Source organism: Saccharothrix obliqua (assembly GCF_019375475.1).
Lineage (GTDB): Bacteria > Actinomycetota > Actinomycetes > Mycobacteriales > Pseudonocardiaceae > Actinosynnema > Actinosynnema obliqua.
In genome coordinates this window covers 248926-268871 of sequence record NZ_JAHXGQ010000004.1, presented here as the reverse complement: position 1 = coordinate 268871, position 19946 = coordinate 248926, and the positions used below count along the sequence as shown (strand labels likewise).

Genomic DNA, 19946 nt, shown 5'->3' with positions numbered 1-19946 from the left:
ACTCGGAGGGGCACACCGCATGTCGGACCTGGCACTGGTCGACGCCTACTGGCGCGCCGCGAACTACCTCTCGGCGGGCCAGATCTACCTGCTGGACAACCCGCTGCTCACCGAACCGCTCACACCAGCGCACATCAAACCCCGGCTGCTCGGGCACTGGGGCACGACGCCGGGGCTGAACTTCGTCTACGCCCACCTGAACCGGGCGATCCTGGAACGCGACCTGAACGCGATGTTCGTGACCGGCCCGGGGCACGGCGGACCGGCGCTGCTCGCGAACACCTGGCTGGAGGGCTCCTACAGCGAGAACTACCCGGAGGTGCCGCGTGACGGCTACGGGATGCGGCGGCTGTTCCGCCAGTTCTCGTTCCCCGGCGGCGTGCCCAGCCACGTCGCGCCGGAGGTGCCCGGCTCCATCCACGAGGGCGGCGAGTTGGGCTACTCGCTGGCGCACGCCTTCGGCGCGGCGTTCGACAACCCGGACCTGCTGGTGGCGTGCGTGGTCGGCGACGGCGAGGCGGAGACCGGTCCGCTGGCCGCGAGCTGGCACGGCGCCAAGTTCCTGGACCCGCGCCGGGACGGCGCGGTGCTGCCGATCCTGCACCTCAACGGCTACAAGATCGCCAACCCGACCGTGCTCGCCCGCATCCCGCACGACGACCTCGACGCGCTGCTGCGTGGTTACGGCTACGCGCCGCACTACGTCGAGGGCGACGAGCCGGCCGCCATGCACGCCCGGATGGCGGAGGTCCTGGACCGGGTGCTGGACGAGATCGCCGGGGTGAAGTCCGCGGGCGGCCGGTGGCCGATGATCGTGCTGCGCAGCCCGAAGGGCTGGACCGGACCGTCCGAAGTGGACGGCAAGCCGGTCGAGGGCACGTGGCGTGCGCACCAGGTTCCGCTGGCCGGCGTGCGGGACAACCCGGAGCACCTGGCGCTGCTGGAGGAGTGGCTGAGGTCCTACCGGCCGGAGAAGTTGTTCGACGAGCACGGCAGGCCGAAACCGGAGCTGCTGGCGCTCGCACCGGGCGGCACGCGGCGGATGGGTGCGAACCCGCACGCCAACGGTGGTCTGCTGCTGCGCGAGCTGCGGCTGCCGGGCCTCGCCCGCTACGGCGTGGAGGTCGCGAAGCACGGCACCACCTCGTCCGAGCCGACGCGCGTGCTCGGCCGGATGCTGCGGGACGTGCTGGCGCTCAACGCCGAGCAGCTCAACTTCCGCCTGTTCGGCCCGGACGAGACGGCGTCCAACCGGCTGGACGCGGTGTTCGACGTGACCGACAAGCAGTGGCAGGCCGAGATCCTGCCGACCGACGAGCACCTGTCCCGCGACGGACGCGTGGTGGAGGTGTTGTCCGAGCACCTGTGCCAGGGTTTCCTGGAGGGCTACCTGCTCACCGGGCGGCACGGCCTTTTCAACTGCTACGAGGCGTTCACGCACATCGTGGACTCGATGTTCAACCAGCACGCCAAATGGCTGGGCACGCACCGGAAGCTGCCGTGGCGGCGGCCGGTGGCGTCGTTGAACTACCTGCTGTCGTCGCACGTGTGGCGGCAGGACCACAACGGCTTCTCCCACCAGGACCCCGGCTTCATCGACCACGTGATGAACAAGAAGGCCGAGGTGGTCCGGGTCTACCTGCCGCCGGACACCAACACGCTGCTGTCGGTCGCGGACCACTGCCTGCGCAGCCGCGACTACGTCAACGTGGTCGTGGCGGGCAAGAACCTCACACCGGACTGGCTGGGCCCCGAGGAGGCCGTGCTGCACTGCGCGCGGGGCGCGGGCACCTGGGAGTGGGCGGGCAACACCGACGGCGAGCCGGACGTGGTGCTGGCCTGCGCGGGCGACGCGCCGACCCTGGAGGTCATGGCCGCCACCGCACTGCTGCGCGAGCACCTGCCGGAGTTGAAGGTGCGCGTGGTGAACGTGGTCGACCTGATGCGCCTCCAGCCCGAGACCGAGCACCCGCACGGGATGCCCGACCGCGAGTTCGACGCGTTGTTCACCCGGGACAAGCCGGTGATCTTCGCCTACCACGGCTACCCGTGGCTGATCCACCGCCTGACCTACCGGCGGACCAACCACGTGAACATCCACGTGCGCGGCTACAAGGAGGAGGGCACCACGACCACGCCGTTCGACATGCTGGTGCTCAACGACATGGACCGCTACCGGCTGGTGATCGACGTGGTGGACCGCGTGCCGGGGCTCGGGCCGAAGGCGGCCGGGCTGCGTCAGCGGATGGCGGACCAGCGGACCAGGCACCACTTCTACATCCGCGAGCACGGCGAGGACCTGCCCGAGGTCCGCGACTGGGCCTGGCCGTACTGATGGCGGCCGTGCTGGTGGTGAACGCGGGGTCGTCCAGCCTGAAGCTGTCCGTGCTGGACGACGACGACCGGGTGCTGGCGCAGCGGCACCTGGAGCGGTGGGACGGGTCGGGCGGCGTGGCCGAGTTCCTGGCCGACGCGCCGCCGGTCGCGGCGGTGGGGCACCGGGTGGTGCACGGCGGGCCGGACTTCCCGGGTCCCGCCGTGCTCGACGCGGGCACGCGGGAGCGGATCGAGCGGCTGACCGACCTCGCGCCGCTGCACCAGCCGCGGGCGCTGGCGGGCGTCGACGCGGTCACCGAGCACCTGCCGGACGTGCCGCAGGTCGCGTGCTTCGACACCTCCTTCCACCACACCATGCCGGGGTTCGCCGCCACCTACGCCGTGCCGCGCGAGTGGCGGGACTGGGGCCTGCGCCGGTACGGCTTCCACGGCCTGTCGCACGCGTACGCGTCCCGCCGGGCCGTCGACCTGGCGGGCGGCTCGCTCGTGGTCACCTGCCACCTGGGCGCGGGTTGCTCGCTGGCGGCGGTGCGGGACGGCCGGTCGGTGGACACCACGATGGGTTTCACCCCGCTGTCCGGCCTGGTGATGGCCACCCGCAGCGGTGACGTCGACCCGGGCCTGCTGGTGTGGTTGCTGCGGCACGGGAAGGTCGACCCCGAGCAGTTGGAGGACGGGCTGGAGCACCGGTCGGGGCTGCTCGGCCTCGCGGGTAGCGCCGACCTGCGGGACATCCACCGCGCCGGTACGCCGGAGGCGGCGTTGGCGGTGGACGTGTTCGTGCACCGGCTCCGGCAGGGCATCGCGGCCATGGCGGCGTCGTTGGGCGGCATGGACCTGCTGGTGTTCACCGGCGGTGTGGGGGAGCACGACGCGGAGGTCCGGGCGCGAACGGCGGCGGGACTCGGGTTCCTGGGCGTCGAGCTGGACGCGGGGCGCAACGCGGACCGGTCCGGCGACCAGCGGGTCAGCACCGAGGACGCGCGGGTCGGCGTGTGGGTGGTCGAGGCACGCGAGGACGTGGAGATCGCTCGCGGCGTGCGGCACGCGCTGACCGCGTGACCGTCCACAGGGGACGGCACCGGGGTGTTCAGGATGTGGGAGCAGTGGACTGGGCACGCCCGCGCGACGGATGATTCGCCCGTTTGCGAACTACACGGACGGGATGGCACATGTCGTCTTCACTGGACAACCCGGCGTGGGCGTCGCTGACCGGCGCGCACGCCCACTTCGCCGAGCGGCACGGCCAGGTGCTGCGGTACCGCCCGGACGTCGCGCCGTTCCTCGCGCTGCCGGACGACCCGGACGACCGGGTGTGGGACGACATCGCGGCGCTGGCGGGCGCGGGTGAGGTGGTGCCGATCAACAACCCGGCGGGCGTGGACCCGCCGCCCGGCTGGGAGGTCGAGTTCCGGGGCGCGGGCGTGCAGCTCGTGGACGACGGCGTGCGGGTCGCCGAGGACCCGGAGGCGGTGCGGCTGACGGCGGACGACGTGCCCGAGATGCTGGACCTGGTGGAGCGCACCAAACCGGGTCCGTTCCGGGAACGCACCATCGAACTGGGCGTCTACCTGGGCATCCGCCGGGGTGGCCGGCTCGTGGCGATGGCGGGCGAGCGGCTGCACCCGCCGGGCTACACCGAGATCAGCGCGGTGTGCACGGACCCCGCGCACCGCGGCCAGGGGCTCGCCACCCGGCTGGTGCTGGCCGTCGCGGCGGGCATCCGGGCGCGGGGCGAGACGCCCATGATGCACGCGGCGGCGGAGAACACCAACGCGATCCGGCTGTACGAGTCGCTCGGCTTCCGGCTGCGGCGGCACTCGGAGTTCATGGCGGTGCGCGTCCCGCTGGCCGAGGTCGCCTGAGCCGGTCGGCTCCGCCCGGTCCGCCGGAGTCGCGCGGTGGACCGAAGCGGCGGCCGTGCGGAGGTGGTGCGCGGCGCCCGGCAGCCGGCACTGTCGGCCCCTCTTGACCGCTCGGCCGAGGGTGACGCGTTGACGAACGACGACCGCGGCGGGTTGCGGCGGCAGCTCTCCGGCCGTCAGATCGGCATGATCTCGCTCGGCGGCGCGCTGGGCACCGGCCTGTTCCTCGGCTCCGGGCTCGCGATCTCGATGGCGGGCCCCGCGGTCGTGGTGGCCTACCTGGTCGGCGCGCTCGCCGCGGTGGTGGTGGTCTACGCGGTGGCCGAGATGGTCGCGGTGCACCCGGAGGCGGGCGGCTTCGGCGCGGTCTCGGACCGCTACCTCGGGCCGCTCGCGGGGTACGTGCAGCGGTGGTGCTACTGGTTCGCGCAGGTCGCCACGGTCGGCGGCGAGGTGGTGGCGGCCGGGCTCTACGTGCGGTTCTGGTGGCCGCAGGCACCGCTGTGGGCGGTGGTGCTGGTGTTCGCGCTCGGGATCGCGCTGGTGAACGTCGCGGCCGTGCGGGTGTTCGGCGAGGTCGAATACTGGCTCTCCATGGTCAAGGTAACCGTGCTGGTGGTGTTCGTCGTGCTGGCGTTGTTGCTGGTGGTGTTCGGGCTGCCGGGACGGGGCGCGCCGGGGTTGGCCGCGTGGACCGCGCACGGCGGTTTCCTGCCCAACGGGCTGGGCGGGCTGGTGCTGGCGCTGACCGTCGCGACGTTCAGCTACGGCGGCGTCGAGGGCGTGGCGATGACGGCGGCCGAGTCGCGGCGGCCGGAGCGGGACCTGCCCCGCGCGGCGCGGCGGGTGGTGTTGCGGCTCGCCCTGTTCTACGTGCTGGCGAACGGTTTGATCGTGGCCATCGTGCCGTGGACGCGGTCCGCGGCGGCGGAGGGCGTGGCGCAGAGCCCGTTCGTCGAGCTGTTCGGGTCGATCGGGCTGCCCGCGGCGGCCGGGGTGATGAACTTCGTGGTGCTCACGGCCGCGTTGTCGGCGGCGAACACCACGCTGTACCTGGGCGCGCGGACGGTGCACTCGCTGGCCCTGGACGGGTACGCGCCGCGCGCGCTGGCCGCGGTGAACGCGCAGGGCAGCCCGCGACGGGCGGTGCTGGTGTCCGCCGCGGGGCTGGGCGCCGCGGCCGTGGTGTCGGCGGTGGCGGCGGACACCGCGTTCCTGGTGCTGCTGGGCATCACGCTGTTCGGCGGGATGATCGCGTGGCTGTTCATCCTGGTCTGCCACGCGGCGTTCCGCCGGGCGCGCCGGGACCTGCCGCCGTCGCCGGTGCGCCTGCCCGGCGCGCCGACGACGACGGTGCTGGGTGCGGTGTTCGTCGCGGGTGTCCTGGTGATCACCGCGTTCACCGACGTGTTCGGCCGCGCCTGGCAGGTGGGGCTGCCGTTCCTCGGCCTGGTGCTGCTGTCCTACCCGCTGGTGCGCAGGCGGGTCACGGCGTCGCCGCGTCGTTGACCGGCGTCACGTAACCGTGCCGCACGATCCGGCGCGCGGCCTCCTTGTACGCCGAGGGGTCCTCGGGCGTGATCGTGGCCAGCCCGTCGACGTAGCGGTTGTACATGCTGAACGCCGCCGCGATCAGCACCGTGTCGTGGATCTCGACGTCGGTCGCGCCTTCCGCGCGGGCCTCGTCCACGAGCAGGCGGGTGACCTTGCGGCCGGACTCCTGCACGGCCGCGGCGATCTTGAGCAGCGCGCGCAGCTTGTCGGGGATCGGTGCGCTGTCCGGGTCCTTGCGCACCTCCTTGACCAGCGCCAAGCCGTCGTCGAGCTGCTCGGCGGCGAACGCCGAGTGCGAGTCGCAGCAGAACGTGCACTCGTTGAGGCCGGACACGTAGGCGGCGATCAGCTCGCGTTCACCCGGAGGCAGGGAGTGCGGCGCGCGCAGCAGGATCTCGGCCAGCTCGTTGAGCGGTCCGGCCGTCTCGGGCCGGAACTTGAGGGGCCCGTTGATCCCGGGGAACTGGGTCTCGTCCACGCCGAAGTCGATATGCGCCATGTCCACCAAGCTAGTCCCCGGGGCGCGGCCCGCGTGCCCCGAAACGGACGAACCCCGGCGAACCGACGGGTGACCGCGGCCGTGCCGGTCACGGGGTGACCGGCACGTTGGTCAGCCCGCCGACGGCGCGGCTCACCTGGTTCGACGCGTGCACGACGTTCGGCAGGCCCGCGCACTTCGACGTGGACGTGATCTTGATCGCGTACTGGCCGACGCCGCCGAGGTCGGAGCGGTTGCCACGCCACGTGTTGCCGCAGCCGTTGGGGAACGACGGCGTGGTGGCCGGGTTGTGGGTCTCGTAGCCGTTCGCGAACCTGCCGGGCGGCGCGAAGACGCCGGTGTTGTCCTCGATGGTGTAGCCGATGCCCTTCACGTCGATCCACGAGTCGGCCGAGTTCTCGCCCGAGATGCCGGTGCCGTCGAACGCGTTGCCCCGGATCACGCCGCCGGAGGTGCCCTCCTTGACGTCGATCGGCTCGGCGGCGGTGTTCGGGCCGATGCGGTTGCCGACCACCTGCACGCGGTCGCTGCGGTCGACGCCGCCGGAGTTGCCGTGGCAGCCCCAGTTCGAGTTCGCCGAGCCGATGTACACGCCCTCGCCGTAACCCCGCTGCACCAGCCCGGTGTCGGTGACGGTGGAGTCGCGCAGCACGCCGTCCGCCGAGGAACGCCGGAAGTGGACGCCCTCCTCGTCCACGTGGTGCACGTGCACCCGCGAGATCACCACGTGGCGGGAGTCGTCCACCACGATCCCCTTCTTCGAGTCCCGCACGGTGAAGCCGCTGAGGTTCCAGTGCGACGCGCCGGACAGCCACAGGCCGTAGCCGGAGTCCCAGCCCGCGGTGGGCGTGGGGCAACCCGGGGCCGTGCCCGACGGGCCGTCGTTGACCAGCACGGCGTCGGCCGGCCCGGTCAGGGTGATCGGGGCGGCGGCGGTGCCGGGCGTGGTGGCGACGAACGAGCCGCGGTACGCGCCCGGCGCGAGCCGGATCGTCCGGCCGGGCACGGCTCGTGCCAGCGCGGCGCGGAGCTGTTCGGCGGTCGCGACGTCCACAGTGGATCCACCGCTCGCCGGACTCGTGGTGGCCGTGGCGGAAGCGCTCGCCGGGGACGTGTTGCCCGCGGCGTCACGGGCGCGCACGGTGAAGGTGTAGGCGGTGTCCGGGATCAGGCCGCTCACCGGGGTGGCGGCGCTGGTGGTCGTGGCGAGCACTGTCGAGCCCACGAGCACCTGGTAGTCGGTGACGGCCGTGTCGTCCGTGGAAGCGTTCCACGCCAACGAGATCGACGTCGCCGTGACGTCCGTGACGCGGGGCGTGCCCGGCGTGGTCGGCGGGGTGGTGTCCGGAGCGGGACCGCCGCCGGTGCACGGCGATCCGTTCACCGTGCAGCCGGTGGGCAGGCCGAGACCGCTGACGTTGAAGCCGAAACCCGCCGTGCCGCCGGGGCGCACGCGACCGTTGGAACCGGCGTTGACGAACCGGTGGTGCTGCCCGGTGCGGGTGAGCGCGGCGTTCCAGGAGTTCGTGACGCGGCTGCCCGCGGGCAGGTCGAACTCGACCACCCAGCCGGTGCTCTCCGCGTCGCCGTTGTTCGTCAGCGTGAACTCGCCGCCGTATCCGGTGCTCCACACCGACTTCTGGGCGAAGGCGGCGGCGAGGTCCGCCGTGGCGGCGTGGGCGGGGGTGACGAGCGCGGCGCACGCGGTCGCGACGACCAGCACCGGCAGCGTTCTGCGCATTCCGGACGACCTCTCGGAGCGGCGGCGGGCGCGGCGGTCACCCGTGGTCCGGACCTTTATAGGCAGGTGGTCGGGTGCGGTCAACGGTGCGTCGCCCGGCGCGTTGGCCGAGCAGGACGCCGACCAGGACCAGCACGAGCCCCAGCGCCTGCCGGGCGGTCAGCGGCTCGCCCGCCACGACCAGGCCCAGCACCACCCCGGTCACCGGGTTGAGCAGGCCGATCAGACCGACCGCGCCCGCGTCCAGGTGCCGCAACCCGGTGAACCAGGCGCTGAACGCGATCGCGGTGGCGACGACCGACACGTAGCCGAACGCGGCGACGCCGGTCGGGGTGAGCGCCGGTGGCGCACCCTCCACCACCAGCGCGGCGGCGGTCAGCACCAGGCCGCCCGCGACGAGCTGCCACGAGGTCACGGACAGCACGTCGGCGGTGGCGGTCCACTTCTTGGTCAGCACGTGCCCGAGCGCGGACATCAGCATCGCCGCCGCGGACGCGGCGACACCCGCGGGGCTCACCGCGCCGATGCCGCTGAACAGCATCAGCACCACGCCGACGAGCCCGACCAACGCGCCCGCCACCGCCCTGACGCGGGGCTTCTCGGCGAGGGCGAGCCACGCCAGCGCGATCATCGCGGCGGGCGACACGGCCATGATCGTGGCGGCGGTGCTGGTCGGCAGCAGTTGCGCCGCGACGTAGACCAGGGCGAAGAACGCGCCCATGTTGAGCGTGCCCAGCACGAGCGCGCGCCACCACCAGTCGCCGCGCGGGCGTTCCCGGCGGACGGCGAGCAGCAGCAGCCCGGCGGGCAGGGCACGCAGCGCGGCGCCCCACAGCGGTTGATCGGCGGGGAGGAACCGGTGCGTCACGTAGTACGTCGAGCCCCAGGCTATCGGCGCGACCGCGGTGACCAGCGCCCAGCGCGTACCGGTTGTCATGGCGGGCAATATAGCTTCCGTGGAAGGTATATCGTGCCGGGTGTGACCGGACACCTCGACCACGTCGCCCGCATCCAGGCCGAGTGGGCACGCGAACGGCCGGACCTCGACGTCGCGCCGCAGGGCGTCATCGGCCGCCTGCACCGGCTGGCGGCCGTGCTCACCGAGCAGCTCACCACCGTCTACCGGCGGCACGGGCTGGGCGAGGGGGAGTTCGACGTGCTGGCCGCCCTGCGCCGCGCCGGCGAGCCCTACGAGCGCGCGCCCGGCGAACTGGCCCTGCACACCATGGTCACGACGGGCGCGATGACCAAGCGCGTCGACCGGCTCGAACGCGACGGCCTGGTGACCCGCCGCTCCGGTGAGGGCGACGGCCGCCGCCGCGTCGTCGCCCTCACCGCCGCGGGCAAGCGCGTCATCGACCGCGCCTTCGCCGAGCACATGGCCAACGAGCGCCGCCTGCTCGACCAGCTCGACCCGGCCGACGCACGCGACCTGGAACGCATCCTCACCACGTGGCTGGGCCGCTTCGAATCGCCCTGACCGGTCAGCGGACGGGTTCGGCCGGCAGCCGCCGGACGGAGCGCACGGCGAGCGCCGGCGGCGTGCTCAGCACGGCGATCAGCGCGCCGGCCAGCAGCACGGCCTCCGCCCCGACGTGCTCGGCGGCCGGCCCGGCCAACGCCATGCCCAGGGGAGCGGCGGCCAGGGCCACGACGGTGGAGAAGCCGGTCGTGCGGGCGACCAGCTCGGCGGGCACGTGCGTCTGCCGCGCGGTCTCGGTGAGCACGGCGTACAGGGCGGCCTGCACACCGGCCGGCACCGCCGCGGCGGCGAGCAGCGGCGTCGGCGCGCCGGCGGCGAGCAGGGCCAACAGCGGCGCGAGGGCGACGGGGATGGTCACGGCGACCAGGAGCGGGCGCCGCGGGCGCCAGCGCAGGGCGATCGCGCTGCCCAGCAACGCGCCGACGGCGTAGCCGTTGCCGATCAGCGCCCAGGCCATCGGGCCGCCCAGCCGCCGGTCGGCGATGACCGGGCCGATGACCAGGAACGGCGAGATGCACGCGCCGTTGATGACGGCGACCTGGATGGTGGTGGCCTGGAGCCACGGGCGGGTGCGGAAGTCGTGCCACCCGTGCCGCAGGGCGGCCAGGAGCGCCGGTCGGGCCGCGACGGACCGGTCCGGCGCCTTCATCGCGAACAACGCGCCGGCGCTGACCGCGAACGTCGCGGCGTCCACGGCGAAGGACACCCCCGCGCCGGCCGCGGCGACCAGCGTCGCGGACAACGCCGGCGCGACGAGCGTCGCGGCGTTCTGGGCGGTGGTGAGCACGGCGTTGGCCTGGCGACGCCGGGACTCGGGCACCACGTCGGCGACCAGGCCCGCCGCGGCGGGCGTGAAGAAGGCGGTCGCCGCGCCGGCCACGGCCTGCAACGCCGCCAGGTGCCACAGGGCCGCGGCACCGGTGATCATCAGGACGGCCGTGAGGCCCTGCGAGGCGAACCGGACGAGGTCGGCGGCGAGCATGACCGCGCGGCGCGACAGCAGGTCGCCCACCACCCCGCCGAGGAGCGTGAGCACGACCACCGGTAACCGGCCGGCGAGCAGCACCAGCCCCACCTCGGTCGGCGACGCGCCGAGGCGCAACGCGCCGAACAGCAGCGCGATGCCTATCAGGCCGTCACCGAGGTGGGACGACGTGCGGGCGAGGAAGTACCAGCGGAACGCCGGATCGCGGAGCACCGGCGACACGAGACGGATCACGGGTGTGAACCTGCCGGCGCACACCGACAATCCGGCACCGACAATCCGGCACCGACAATCCGGGCAGCCCGACGCGGTGTGCGAGAGTTCCGGCGGAACGGGGGGAGTTCGCGGTGGGGGAACCGGTCGGGGATCTGCGGATGGCGCGCGCGTTGGGGCCGGTGCTGGTCGCGTCGGCGGCGACGCTGCTGCCGTTCACGGTGTTCAGCACCTTCCTGGTGCCGATCTCGCGGGAGGCGGGCGCGGACGTCGCCGTGGTCGGCTCGTTGCGCGGTCTCGGCGGGCTGGCCGCGTTGGCGGTCGGCGCCGGGCTCGCGCCGCTGCTGGACCGCGTGGCCCGGCTGCGTGCGGCGGCGGTGGGCCTGCTGGTGCTGGCGGCGGGCTCGGTGGTCGGCGCGTTCGGGCGGTTCGCCGCGCTGGTGGTGTTCTGCCTGCTGGTCGGCGCGGCGATGGCGGTGCTCAACCCCGCGCTGGGCGCGGCGGCGGCCGACCGGTTCGACGCCGGCCCGGTCGCCGCGCGGGCGGCGACGCTGGTCACCGCGACCCAGTCGTTGACCGCGATGCTGGCCGCGCCGCTCGTCGCGCTGCCCGCCGCGTTGTGGGGCTGGCGTGGTGACCTGGTGGCGATCGCCGTGTTGTCGGTGGTGCTGGCACTGGTGTTCTTCACCCGTCCCGGCACGGTGGTGGCCGAACGGCCGCGCATCGGTTACCTGGCGGCGTACCGGGAGTTGGCCGCGTTGCGGCCCGTGTTCGCCGTGGCGATGCTGCGGACCGCCGCGTTCATGGGTTACCTGTCCTACCTGGCGGCGTACTACGACGAGCGGTTCCAGGTCACGCCGGGCGCGTTCGCGGTGATCTGGACGCTCAGCGGCACGTCGTTCTTCCTCGGCAACCTGGTGTCCGGGCGGCTGCTCGGCGCGGACCGGGTCACGGCGCACCGGGTGCTGCCGGTGGCGCTGGCGATCGCGCTGGTCGCGGTGGTGGCCATCTTCTTCGTGCAGGTGTTCGCGGTGGCGTTGGTGCTCACGTCCGTGCTGGCGGTGACCCACGCGACCGCCACGGCGTGCCTGGTGACCCTGCTGGTGCGGCGCAGCGGCGACAGCCGCGGTGCGGCCCTCGGCGTGAACGGCGCGGCCATGAGCGTCGGCACGTTCGCCGGCGCGGCGCTCGGCGGTGCGGGCCTCGGCGTCGCGGGCTACCCCGGCGCGGCGGCGGTGTTCGGCGGCCTCTCCCTGGTGGCGCTGGGCGCGGCGGCGCTGGTGCGGAAGACCGGGGAGGACGTCCTCGCCCGGGCCTGAAACCGCGGCGTACCGGAACGGACGGCCGCTCCGGGGACCCCGCCCCGGACCCGAGGGAACCCGACGGCCCGTCGCGCTGTCTCACCACGTGTCGTGACCGTCACGGGACAGGGGGCGTCGATGGCAGCGGACCAGCGGGCCGAGTTACCGGATTTCGGGCCGTACCGCATCCTCGGGATGCTCGGCCAAGGCGGTATGGGCGTCGTCTACCGGGCCTACGACACCGCGAACGACCGCATCGTCGCGTTGAAGAAGCTGCCGTCCGCGTCCGCCGACCCCGAGTTCCGCGCCCGGTTCCAGCGCGAGGCGCGCCTCGCCGCCGCGCTGCGCCACCCCAACGTCATCCCGGTCCACGACTTCGGCGAGATCGACGGCCAGCTGTTCCTGGACATGATGCTGGTCGACGGCACCGACCTGCGCCGGATGCTCGGCCGGGGCGAGGTCGACCAGGACCGGGCGCTGGCGGTACTGCGGCAGGTCGCGCGCGCACTGGACGCGGCGCACGCCGGCGGTCTCGTGCACCGGGACGTGAAGCCGTCGAACATCATGGTCGACGGCGCGGGCAAGGCGTACCTCGCGGATTTCGGCATCGCCCGGGAGACCTCGCCCGAGGCGACCGTGCTCACCCAGTCCGGAGACCTGATCGGGTCGTGGGACTACATGGCGCCCGAACGCCTCTCCCGGGGCGCGGTCGACGGCCGCGCCGACCAGTATTCGCTGGCGTGCGTGTTGTTCGAGTGCCTGACCGGGCGGCTGCCGTACCCGGCGGACGACATGGCGGCCAAGGTCGCGGGCCACCTGCTCCAGCCGCCGCCCGCCCCGTCCGTGTTCGTGCGGACCATCACCCCCGCGCTGGACGCCGTGGTGCTGCGTGCCCTGGCCAAGGAACCCGGCCGCCGCTTCGAGTCGGTGACCGCGATGATCAGCGCCGCCGAGGCCGCCGCGTACTCCGGCGACACCGCCCGACCGGCGAAGCCGACCGCGTCCGGCCCGTCCAAGGAACGCGACCAGGGCCGCCTGGTGAAGGCCATCGTGCGTGCGTCCGGCGCGCGCCGCCCCGCGACCCGCAAGCTCGGTGCGCCGCCGGTGTGCCCGTACCCCGGCCTGAGCGGTTTCGAGCGGTCCGACGCGGACGTCTTCCACGGCCGCGACCACGTGGTGTCCGACCTGCTGGTGCGGCTGGCCGAACAGCTCGACACGGGTGAACCGGTGGTCGTGGTCGGCGCGTCCGGCTCCGGCAAGTCGTCGGTCGTCCGGGCCGGCCTGCTGCCCGCGCTGGCGGGCGAGGCGTCCGAGCAGGAGTGGCCGCAGGTCGTGCTCACCCCCGGCCGCGACCCGGTGGGCGGGCTGGCCGCCGCGATGGCCGCCCGGTCGCCGGTCGGCGCGGTGGAGTGGGCGCGGGTGATCCGCGAGACGCCCGGCCGGTTCGGCGAGCTGTGCGCGCGGTCCGTCGGCGCGGCCACGGCCCGGCCGGTGCTCTTCGTGGACCAGTTCGAGGAGCTGTTCACCCACGGGGTGCCGGAACCGGACCGGATCGCGTACGCCACGGCCCTCGCGTCCGCGAGCCCGGCGATCGTGGTGCTCGCCGTGCGTGCCGACCTGGTGGACCGGTGCATCGAGCTGGCGCCGCTGCGGCCCGCGCTGACCGCGCCCGTGCTGCTCGGCCCGATGACCGCCACCGAGCTGCGGCAGGCCATCGTCACCCCGGCGCGGGACGCGGGCCTGGAGGTCGAGCCCGGCCTGCCCGAACGGCTCATCGCCGACCTCGGCGTGCGTGGCGAGATCGGCTACGACCCCGGCGCGCTGCCCAGGCTCGCGCACGCGCTGCGCGAGACGTGGCACCACCGCGAGGGCGACGTCCTCACGCTCGCCGCGTACCGGCGGGTCGGCGGCATCGACGGCGCGGTCTCCCGCACGGCCGACGAGATCCACGACCGGCTCGACCCGACGGGGCGGCAGCTCCTGCGCGACACCATGCTGCGCATGGTGACCGTGTTCGACGACGGCACGGTCGTGCGCCGGCGCGTGGACCCGCGCGAGCTGCCCGCGCCCGCCGTGGTCGACCACCTCATCAACGCCCGCCTGGTCACGGTGGACGGCACCGGCGCGCGGCTCAGCCACGAGGCGCTGCTGACCGCGTGGCCGAGGCTGCGGGGCTGGATCGACGAGGACCGGGCGGGCCTGATCCAGCACCGCCGGTTCACCGACGCGGTGCGGGTGTGGGCCGAGTCCGGGCAGCACGCCGACGACCTGTACCGGGGCGTGCGGCTCGCGGCCCTCACCGCGTGGCTGGACACCGCACGCGACCGGGTCCGGTTGCAGCCCCTGGAACAGGAGTTCCTGATCCGCTCCGACACCGCCGAGCAGGCGGGCCAGCGGGCGGCGCGGCAGCGCACCCGGCGGCTGCGCGCCCTCGTCGCGGCCCTCACCGCGTTGCTCGTGGTGGCGGGCGGCACGGTGGTGGTGGCGATGCGGCTCCAGCAGGACGCGAACGACGAGCGCGACCGGGCCGACGCGTCGCGGCAGCTCGGGCTGTCCCGGCAGCTCGCCTTCGAGGCGTCGCTGGCGCGCGGTGTCGACCCGCGCCGCAGCGCGCTGTCCGCACTCGGCTCGTGGCAGGCCGGTGAGACCGTGGAGAGCCGCAGCGCGTTGCTCGCCGCCCAGACCGACAGCTACCGCGGCCGGATGGGCAAGCACGACGGCGTCGTCTCGTCCATCGCGATGAGCGCGGACGCCGCGGTCGCCGCGACCGGCGGCCGGGACGGCACGCTGCGGTTGTGGGACCTCCCGCGCCGCACCCAGCTCGCGGTGCTCGACGACTCCGGCGGCTGGTACCGCACCGTGTCGATGACACCGGACGGGAAGCTGCTCGCCGTCGCCAACCCGACCCAGCAGAGCGTCACCGTGTGGGACGTCGCCGGGCGCAAGCTGCTCAAGCGGCTGCCCGGTGTCGCCATCGACACGGCGATCTCGCGTGACGGCAGGACGTTGGCGGCGCTGATGGACAAGGGTGTCGTGGTGTGGGACGTGCGGACGTGGACGGAGATCGCGTCCTTCCAGGCGTCGCCCTCGATCTTCATGGCCTACAGCCCGGACGGGAAGCTCATCGCCACCACCGCCGGGGACAAGGTGGAGGTGCACCGGGTCGCGGACGGCGTGCTGGTCGCGAACCTCGCCGCGCACACCGACAACGTGTCGTCCATGGCGTTCGACGCCACGGGCGCCACGCTCGCCACGGCGTCCGTCGACCGCACCGTCCGGCTGTGGGACACGTCGTCGTGGGCGGAGCGGCTGACGCTCAACACGTCCGAGGGCGGCCTCAGCTCCGTGGTGTTCAGCCCCACCGGCACCACCGTGATCGCCAGTGGCATCGGCACCAGCGTCTACGCGTGGGACCCGGCGAACGGCTCGCTCGTCGCACGCCTCGCCACCCGGTCCGTCACCACCTACAGCGTCGCGGTGTCGGGTGACGGGCACACCCTGGTCGGCGCGGACTCGGCGGGCGAGATCACCACGTGGTCGCTGCTGCGCACCGCGCTCGGCGACCGGTCCAGCGCCGTCGTCGGGGTGGAGTTCCAGCCGAACGGCGACCTCCTGGCGGCCGTGGACGGCGCGGGGGCGCTGACGCTGTGGGACACCGCCAAGGGCGACCTGGTGCGGCGGATCAACGCGCACAAGGGCCCCGCGCACGACGTGGCGTTCAACCCGGACGGGACGCAACTGGTCACCGTCGGCGAGGACGGCGTGGTCGTGCTGTGGCAGTCGGACGGCACCGAGCTGCACCGCTTCACGCGGCCCGGGACCGTGTTCGCCGCCGTCCGGTTCAGCCCGGACGGCCGGAAGATCGCGGTCGGCGGGCGCGCGCCGGCCACCTCGTCCGAGGACCGCGACGAGGTGCTGCTGCTGGACGCGGCGAACCTCGCCGAGTCGCCGCAGCGCAGGCCCACCCGCGACAACCCGCGCAACAGCCAGGCCGACGAGACCGGGGCCAACCACCCCAACGGGATCGCGTTCAGCCCGGACGGCCGGACGCTGGCCGTGACGTTGTCCGCGGGCAAGGTCGGCCTGTGGAACCTGGTCGACCCGGGCGCGCAGCTCGACCTGCTGCCCGGTCACGAGGGCATCGCGATCGACGCCGAGTTCAGCCCGGACGGCGCGGTGCTCGCCACCGGCGGCTCGGACCGCGTGGTGCGGCTGTGGCGGGTGCGGGACCGGCAGCAGGTGGGTGAACTCACCGGCAGCGACTCCACCGTGCGGCGCATCGCCTACAGCCCCGACGGCCGGCTGATCGCGGCGGCGAGCCAGGACACCGTGGTGCGCGTGTGGGACGCGGCGACCGGGCGTTCGCTGGCCCGGCTCGACCGGCACGAGGACCAGCTCAACGACGTGGCGTTCGACTCCACCGGGAAGCGGCTGGCCAGCGGCGGCGCGGACGGCGTGAGCCGGGTCTGGGACCTCGACCCGGATCGCGGTGTGGCGGCGTTGTGCGCGCTGCTGGACCGCGACACGCTGGCCGAGGAGTGGGAAGCGCTCGGGCCGGACCGCGGCGACCCGCCGAACTGCCCGCGTTAGGGGGACCGCGATGCCACGCGTGGTGGTCAGGGCGCCCGGCACGGGCGCGGTGGTGCTGCGGCCGGGCGAGACGTTGTTGTTCGGGCGCGCACCGCGTGCGGCGGCGCCCGGCCGGGTCGCGTTGACCCTGCCCGACTGCGCGCCGCACGTGTCCCGCCTGGTCGGTGAACTCGTGGTCGGCTCGGACACCGTGGCGCTGCACTGGGTCGGTGCGGGCGAGGCGCAGCTGTCCAGCCTGTTCGACGCGCCCGGCGGCGCGCGGCGGGTGATCCTGGCGCGGTCCATGTCCGCGTTGCTCGACCGCGGCGAGAACCAGCTCGTGCTGCTGCTCGGCAGGCAGGGCGAGCGTGGTTTCACCGACCTGGTGGTGAACATCGACGTCGAGGGCGCCCCCGCGCCGTCCGCGCCGCCGCCCGACGACGGCGACACCGGGAAGGGACCCGGTCTCGTGCGCGGGAGCCGCGACTGGTTCGTGGCGCTCGCGCTGTGCGAACCGTGGTTGGCGGGCAACGACGACTACCCCCGCCCGCCGTCGAACCGGGAGGTCTGCGAACGGGTGCTGGAATGGCACGGCTACGCGTGGAACCTGCACCGGCCGCAACGCGTGGACGACGCCATCCGGGCCATTTCCGCCATCGCGTTCGGCGTCACCGGTGACCCGTTCCTCGCACCGCGCGCGGGGCGGTTGCAGAACACCCGGTTCGCCGTCGCCCGCCGGGCCGCCGAACTGCGGTTGGTCACCTCGGCGGACCTGGCCGAGGTGGTCCGCGCCGCGCGCAACCGGAAGGTTCCCCCGCCGCCGGCCTCGTCCGGACCCGGGCCGGGCCACTAGTTTCTGCCGGCAGTTCCGCTGAAAGGACACCACCATGACCGAACCCGCGCTCGACCCCGCCGGCCGGAGGCCGAAGAAGTCCACCGGGATCGTCGTACTGCTGGTGATCGTCTCGTTGGCCAACCTGTTCGCGCTCGTGGTGGGCGTGGCCGGGGTGGTCGACGAAGCCGATCACGGCGCCGAGTGGGACGACGCGTCGTTACGGGCGATGACGTTCGTCGTCGTGATGAGCCTGATCGCCCTCGTCGGCCTGGTCGGCGCTTGGCTGACCCGCCAGTGGGGTCCTCGGGTGTACGTCATCAGCAGCGTGCTCAGCCTGATCATCGGCCTGCTGCTGTCCGAGGGCTCGTTCAACCCGTTCAGTTTGGTCGGCCTCGCCCTGGCGGTCGGTCTGTGGCTCCACGCCGAGAACAACTGGTAGGCCCGAGCGGTGCGTGGTCGGCCCGTCCTCCGGGGCGGGCACCCGCTCGGGGTTCGAGTACGACGCGGTCGGCGCTTCGGACCGCACGCCCTCGGACGGGGAGCCGTTCGCCGGCCGTGCCGTCGGGGTGGGCGAAGCCGTTGCCGCGCCGGGGAATCCGATCCCCGGTGGGGAGGTCGGGTGGTACCCGGCGGCGGGAGGTGCCGCCGCAGCGGGGAATCCGCCCGCCGGGGGAGCCGCGCCGTACGGGGTCGTGGTGGTCGGGGAGCGGCCGGCGAGCCGCCGGCGGCGGGTGACGAGGACCGCCGTGCCCGCGGTCGCGGCGGCCACGGCCAGGCCGCCGCACGCGATCGCGAGCACCACCAACAGGGTCGTGGGCGAACTGCCCGCCACACCGCCCTTGTCCGCCGCGAGCCGGCGGAACTCGGCGGCCTGCCGGTGGCCCGGCGAACCGGCGATCGCGGCGTCGAAGTGCTCGACCGCACCGTCGTAGTCGCCCTCGTAGTAGCGGTCCAGACCGGCCCGGAAGTCCTGGTCGTGCGGACCGGTGCCGACCTGGAGCCGCCCGGCCCGCAACACCTCCACCAGCGTCCGGGTCGAGGCGGCGAGGTTGAACGCCTGCGTCTCGCCCGGCGAGCCCTGGCTGATCAGGCCGACCACGTCGCCCCGCACGTCCACCACGGGACCGCCGCTCATACCGCGCGTGGCGGCGGCGCTGAACTCGTAGAACGGCCGACCGCCCTGCGTCCGGCGTGCCGATATCCGACCGTCCTTGTTGCTCGGCTCCAAACTCGGGTCGACCGCGGTGCTGGTGGAACCCGGGTAGCCGATGGCGAGGATGGGCGTGCCGACCGGTGCCGGGTCGTCGCGGATCGCGATCGACGGCAGGTTGCGCCGCGGTACCCGCAGCACCGCCACGTCGCCGTCCTCGGGGGCGACCAGGTCCACGACGGTCGCGGGCGCGATGTCGCGCACCTCCCCGCCATCGCGTGCTTCCACGCGCTCCACCTGGATCCGCCGGTCGACGGGGCTGTCCGGCGTCGCGCCCTCGGCCGAACCGCGCTCGGCGAAGTCCTGACGCGCCTTCGCCACGTCCCGCACGCGACCGACCTCCGCGAGATCGGCGATCGCCGCCTCGAACAACGCGCCGCCACCACCGAGCGGTCCGGTGTGGACGCAGTGGCTGGCGGTCGCCACGTAGCCGTCGGGGCTGATGACCGCACCGCTGCACGCGGTCTTCACCTCGTACCCGCCGGTGCCGCCGAACACCTCGCCGGTCCGCTTGTCCCGCACCCAGCCGCGCCACGTGACGGACAGGAACACGACACCCGGCCGGGCCACGGCCGCGGCGCGTTCCTCCGGGCTGGAGGGGTCCGCCGCGGCGGGCAGCGGGTGCAGCGCCAGCAGCACCGCCACGCCGACGAGAACCGCGAAGCGCGTCATCAGCCGTACACCCCGCTTCCGTCGGTGCGAACCCATCGCGCCCGGTACCCGGACGCGTTGCTCTCCACGGCCCGCGTGCCCTCGCACGTGTAGTCGTCGACCTCGTTGAGGGCCGGCTCCGGCTCCAGCGGCTGCGTGGCGATCAGCCCGCGCTGGTCGAACATCGTGTACGTCATGGTGGTCGCGGTGCGCGCGACGTAGGTGAGCTGCCTGTCGGTCGCGGTCCACCTGAACTCGTTCGTGCCGTTGGCGACGATCCGCAGCTCGTTGCCCTGGTAGCTGCCGGTCAGCACGACGTTGTCCTGCCGCTCCGTGCCCGTGCCGTCGGGCCGGAACTCGTACCGCCGCCCGCTGCCGGTGAACAGGATCGGGTCGTTGTCGGTGTAGAACCGCACCATCGACCGCTCCTCGGCGGACTCCCAGGAACCGACCAGGCACAGGGGCGGCCCGGCGGGGCGCTCGGTCGTGGTGGGCGGTGTCGGCGACGGGCGGTCGTCCGACTCGACCACCGCGGCGCGGTCCGGCCCGGAGCCGGTGACGGCCACCGCGGTCAACGCGCCCGCGCCGAGCACCGCCGCGGCGGCCACCGCGAACAGGGCGACCACGACGGATTTCGGTGGTGGGCTGGACGGATCACGCACCGTCCCATGGTATTGACCGCGGTCCGCGCACCGGTGCGGAA

Annotated in this window: 14 protein-coding genes; 8 read left to right on the top strand and 6 right to left on the bottom strand. The window is 73.9% G+C overall.

Translation table 11 applies throughout. The features are described 5' to 3' along the window. Nucleotides 1–19 precede the first annotated feature (19 nt). From KZQ38_RS14620 to KZQ38_RS14605, 4 genes are all read left to right on the top strand, one after another. Complete coding sequence (locus KZQ38_RS14620) at nucleotides 20–2335, top strand: phosphoketolase family protein (RefSeq protein ID WP_219442306.1); 2316 nt, start codon at nucleotides 20–22, stop codon at nucleotides 2333–2335. After that, the gene (locus KZQ38_RS14615) at nucleotides 2335–3399 is read left to right on the top strand and encodes an acetate/propionate family kinase (RefSeq protein ID WP_219442304.1); all 1065 of its coding nucleotides are present in this window, start codon (nucleotides 2335–2337) and stop codon (nucleotides 3397–3399) included. Before KZQ38_RS14620 ends, KZQ38_RS14615 begins: the two co-directional genes overlap by 1 nt. A gap of 110 nt (nucleotides 3400–3509) precedes the next feature. Then, entirely contained in the window at nucleotides 3510–4202 is a 693-nt protein-coding gene (locus KZQ38_RS14610; protein WP_219442302.1) for a GNAT family N-acetyltransferase, read from the top strand. Between the two features lie 129 nt (nucleotides 4203–4331). Continuing rightward, complete coding sequence (locus KZQ38_RS14605; RefSeq protein WP_257901420.1) at nucleotides 4332–5711, top strand: amino acid permease; 1380 nt, start codon at nucleotides 4332–4334, stop codon at nucleotides 5709–5711. Here the strand turns inward: KZQ38_RS14605 and KZQ38_RS14600 are convergent. The 3 genes from KZQ38_RS14600 to KZQ38_RS14590 form a co-directional block, all read right to left on the bottom strand. Beyond that, a complete protein-coding gene (locus tag KZQ38_RS14600; protein WP_219442300.1) occupies nucleotides 5689–6255 on the bottom strand; it encodes a carboxymuconolactone decarboxylase family protein in 567 nt (188 codons plus the stop codon). The genes KZQ38_RS14605 and KZQ38_RS14600 overlap by 23 nt on opposite strands. 88 nt (nucleotides 6256–6343) lie before the next feature. After that, complete coding sequence (locus tag KZQ38_RS14595) at nucleotides 6344–7996, bottom strand: cellulose binding domain-containing protein (protein ID WP_219442299.1); 1653 nt, start codon at nucleotides 7994–7996, stop codon at nucleotides 6344–6346. Nucleotides 7997–8033: 37 nt separating this feature from the next. Next, the gene (locus KZQ38_RS14590) at nucleotides 8034–8933 is read right to left on the bottom strand and encodes a DMT family transporter (RefSeq protein ID WP_257901419.1); all 900 of its coding nucleotides are present in this window, start codon (nucleotides 8931–8933) and stop codon (nucleotides 8034–8036) included. A 42-nt stretch (nucleotides 8934–8975) separates the two neighbouring features. Between KZQ38_RS14590 and KZQ38_RS14585 the strand changes: the two genes are divergently transcribed. Then, nucleotides 8976–9476: a MarR family winged helix-turn-helix transcriptional regulator gene (locus KZQ38_RS14585; RefSeq protein ID WP_219442295.1), complete on the top strand. Its 501-nt coding sequence runs from the start codon at nucleotides 8976–8978 to the stop codon at nucleotides 9474–9476. 4 nt (nucleotides 9477–9480) lie between these two features. Here the strand turns inward: KZQ38_RS14585 and KZQ38_RS14580 are convergent, their stop codons facing one another. Continuing rightward, nucleotides 9481–10698, bottom strand: a complete 1218-nt coding sequence (locus KZQ38_RS14580; protein WP_219442293.1) for an MFS transporter — start codon at nucleotides 10696–10698, stop codon at nucleotides 9481–9483. A gap of 140 nt (nucleotides 10699–10838) precedes the next feature. Here KZQ38_RS14580 and KZQ38_RS14575 point away from each other — a divergent pair, with 140 nt between their 5' ends. From KZQ38_RS14575 to KZQ38_RS14565, 3 genes are all read left to right on the top strand, one after another. Then, nucleotides 10839–11996, top strand: a complete 1158-nt coding sequence (locus KZQ38_RS14575) for an MFS transporter (RefSeq protein ID WP_219442291.1) — start codon at nucleotides 10839–10841, stop codon at nucleotides 11994–11996. 120 nt (nucleotides 11997–12116) lie between these two features. Then, nucleotides 12117–16568, top strand: a complete 4452-nt coding sequence (locus tag KZQ38_RS14570; RefSeq protein WP_219442289.1) for a serine/threonine-protein kinase — start codon at nucleotides 12117–12119, stop codon at nucleotides 16566–16568. 10 nt (nucleotides 16569–16578) lie between these two features. Then, the gene (locus KZQ38_RS14565; protein ID WP_219442287.1) at nucleotides 16579–17400 is read left to right on the top strand and encodes a hypothetical protein; all 822 of its coding nucleotides are present in this window, start codon (nucleotides 16579–16581) and stop codon (nucleotides 17398–17400) included. A 199-nt stretch (nucleotides 17401–17599) separates the two neighbouring features. Here KZQ38_RS14565 and KZQ38_RS14560 read toward each other — a convergent pair whose 3' ends face one another. Together KZQ38_RS14560 and KZQ38_RS14555 are read right to left on the bottom strand one after the other, a co-directional pair. Continuing rightward, nucleotides 17600–19264, bottom strand: a complete 1665-nt coding sequence (locus KZQ38_RS14560; protein WP_219442285.1) for a trypsin-like peptidase domain-containing protein — start codon at nucleotides 19262–19264, stop codon at nucleotides 17600–17602. Beyond that, nucleotides 19264–19905 (bottom strand): hypothetical protein, encoded by a 642-nt coding sequence (locus KZQ38_RS14555; RefSeq protein WP_219442283.1) that lies wholly within the window; start codon nucleotides 19903–19905, stop codon nucleotides 19264–19266. Before KZQ38_RS14555 ends, KZQ38_RS14560 begins: the two co-directional genes overlap by 1 nt. Between the last annotated feature and the right edge of the window lie 41 nt (nucleotides 19906–19946).

Excerpts from the sequence above, each read along its gene's own strand:
- KZQ38_RS14620 (WP_219442306.1), top strand. The coding sequence starts at position 20 with ATGTCGGACCTGGCACTGGTCGACGCCTACTGGCGCGCCGCGAACTAC.
- KZQ38_RS14615 (WP_219442304.1), top strand. The coding sequence starts at position 2,335 with ATGGCGGCCGTGCTGGTGGTGAACGCGGGGTCGTCCAGCCTGAAGCTG.
- KZQ38_RS14610 (WP_219442302.1), top strand. The coding sequence starts at position 3,510 with ATGTCGTCTTCACTGGACAACCCGGCGTGGGCGTCGCTGACCGGCGCG.
- KZQ38_RS14600 (WP_219442300.1), bottom strand. The coding sequence starts at position 6,255 with ATGGCGCATATCGACTTCGGCGTGGACGAGACCCAGTTCCCCGGGATC.
- KZQ38_RS14595 (WP_219442299.1), bottom strand. The coding sequence starts at position 7,996 with ATGCGCAGAACGCTGCCGGTGCTGGTCGTCGCGACCGCGTGCGCCGCG.
- KZQ38_RS14590 (WP_257901419.1), bottom strand. The coding sequence starts at position 8,933 with ATGACAACCGGTACGCGCTGGGCGCTGGTCACCGCGGTCGCGCCGATA.
- KZQ38_RS14575 (WP_219442291.1), top strand. The coding sequence starts at position 10,839 with ATGGCGCGCGCGTTGGGGCCGGTGCTGGTCGCGTCGGCGGCGACGCTG.
- KZQ38_RS14570 (WP_219442289.1), top strand. The coding sequence starts at position 12,117 with ATGGCAGCGGACCAGCGGGCCGAGTTACCGGATTTCGGGCCGTACCGC.
- KZQ38_RS14565 (WP_219442287.1), top strand. The coding sequence starts at position 16,579 with ATGCCACGCGTGGTGGTCAGGGCGCCCGGCACGGGCGCGGTGGTGCTG.
- KZQ38_RS14560 (WP_219442285.1), bottom strand. The coding sequence starts at position 19,264 with ATGACGCGCTTCGCGGTTCTCGTCGGCGTGGCGGTGCTGCTGGCGCTG.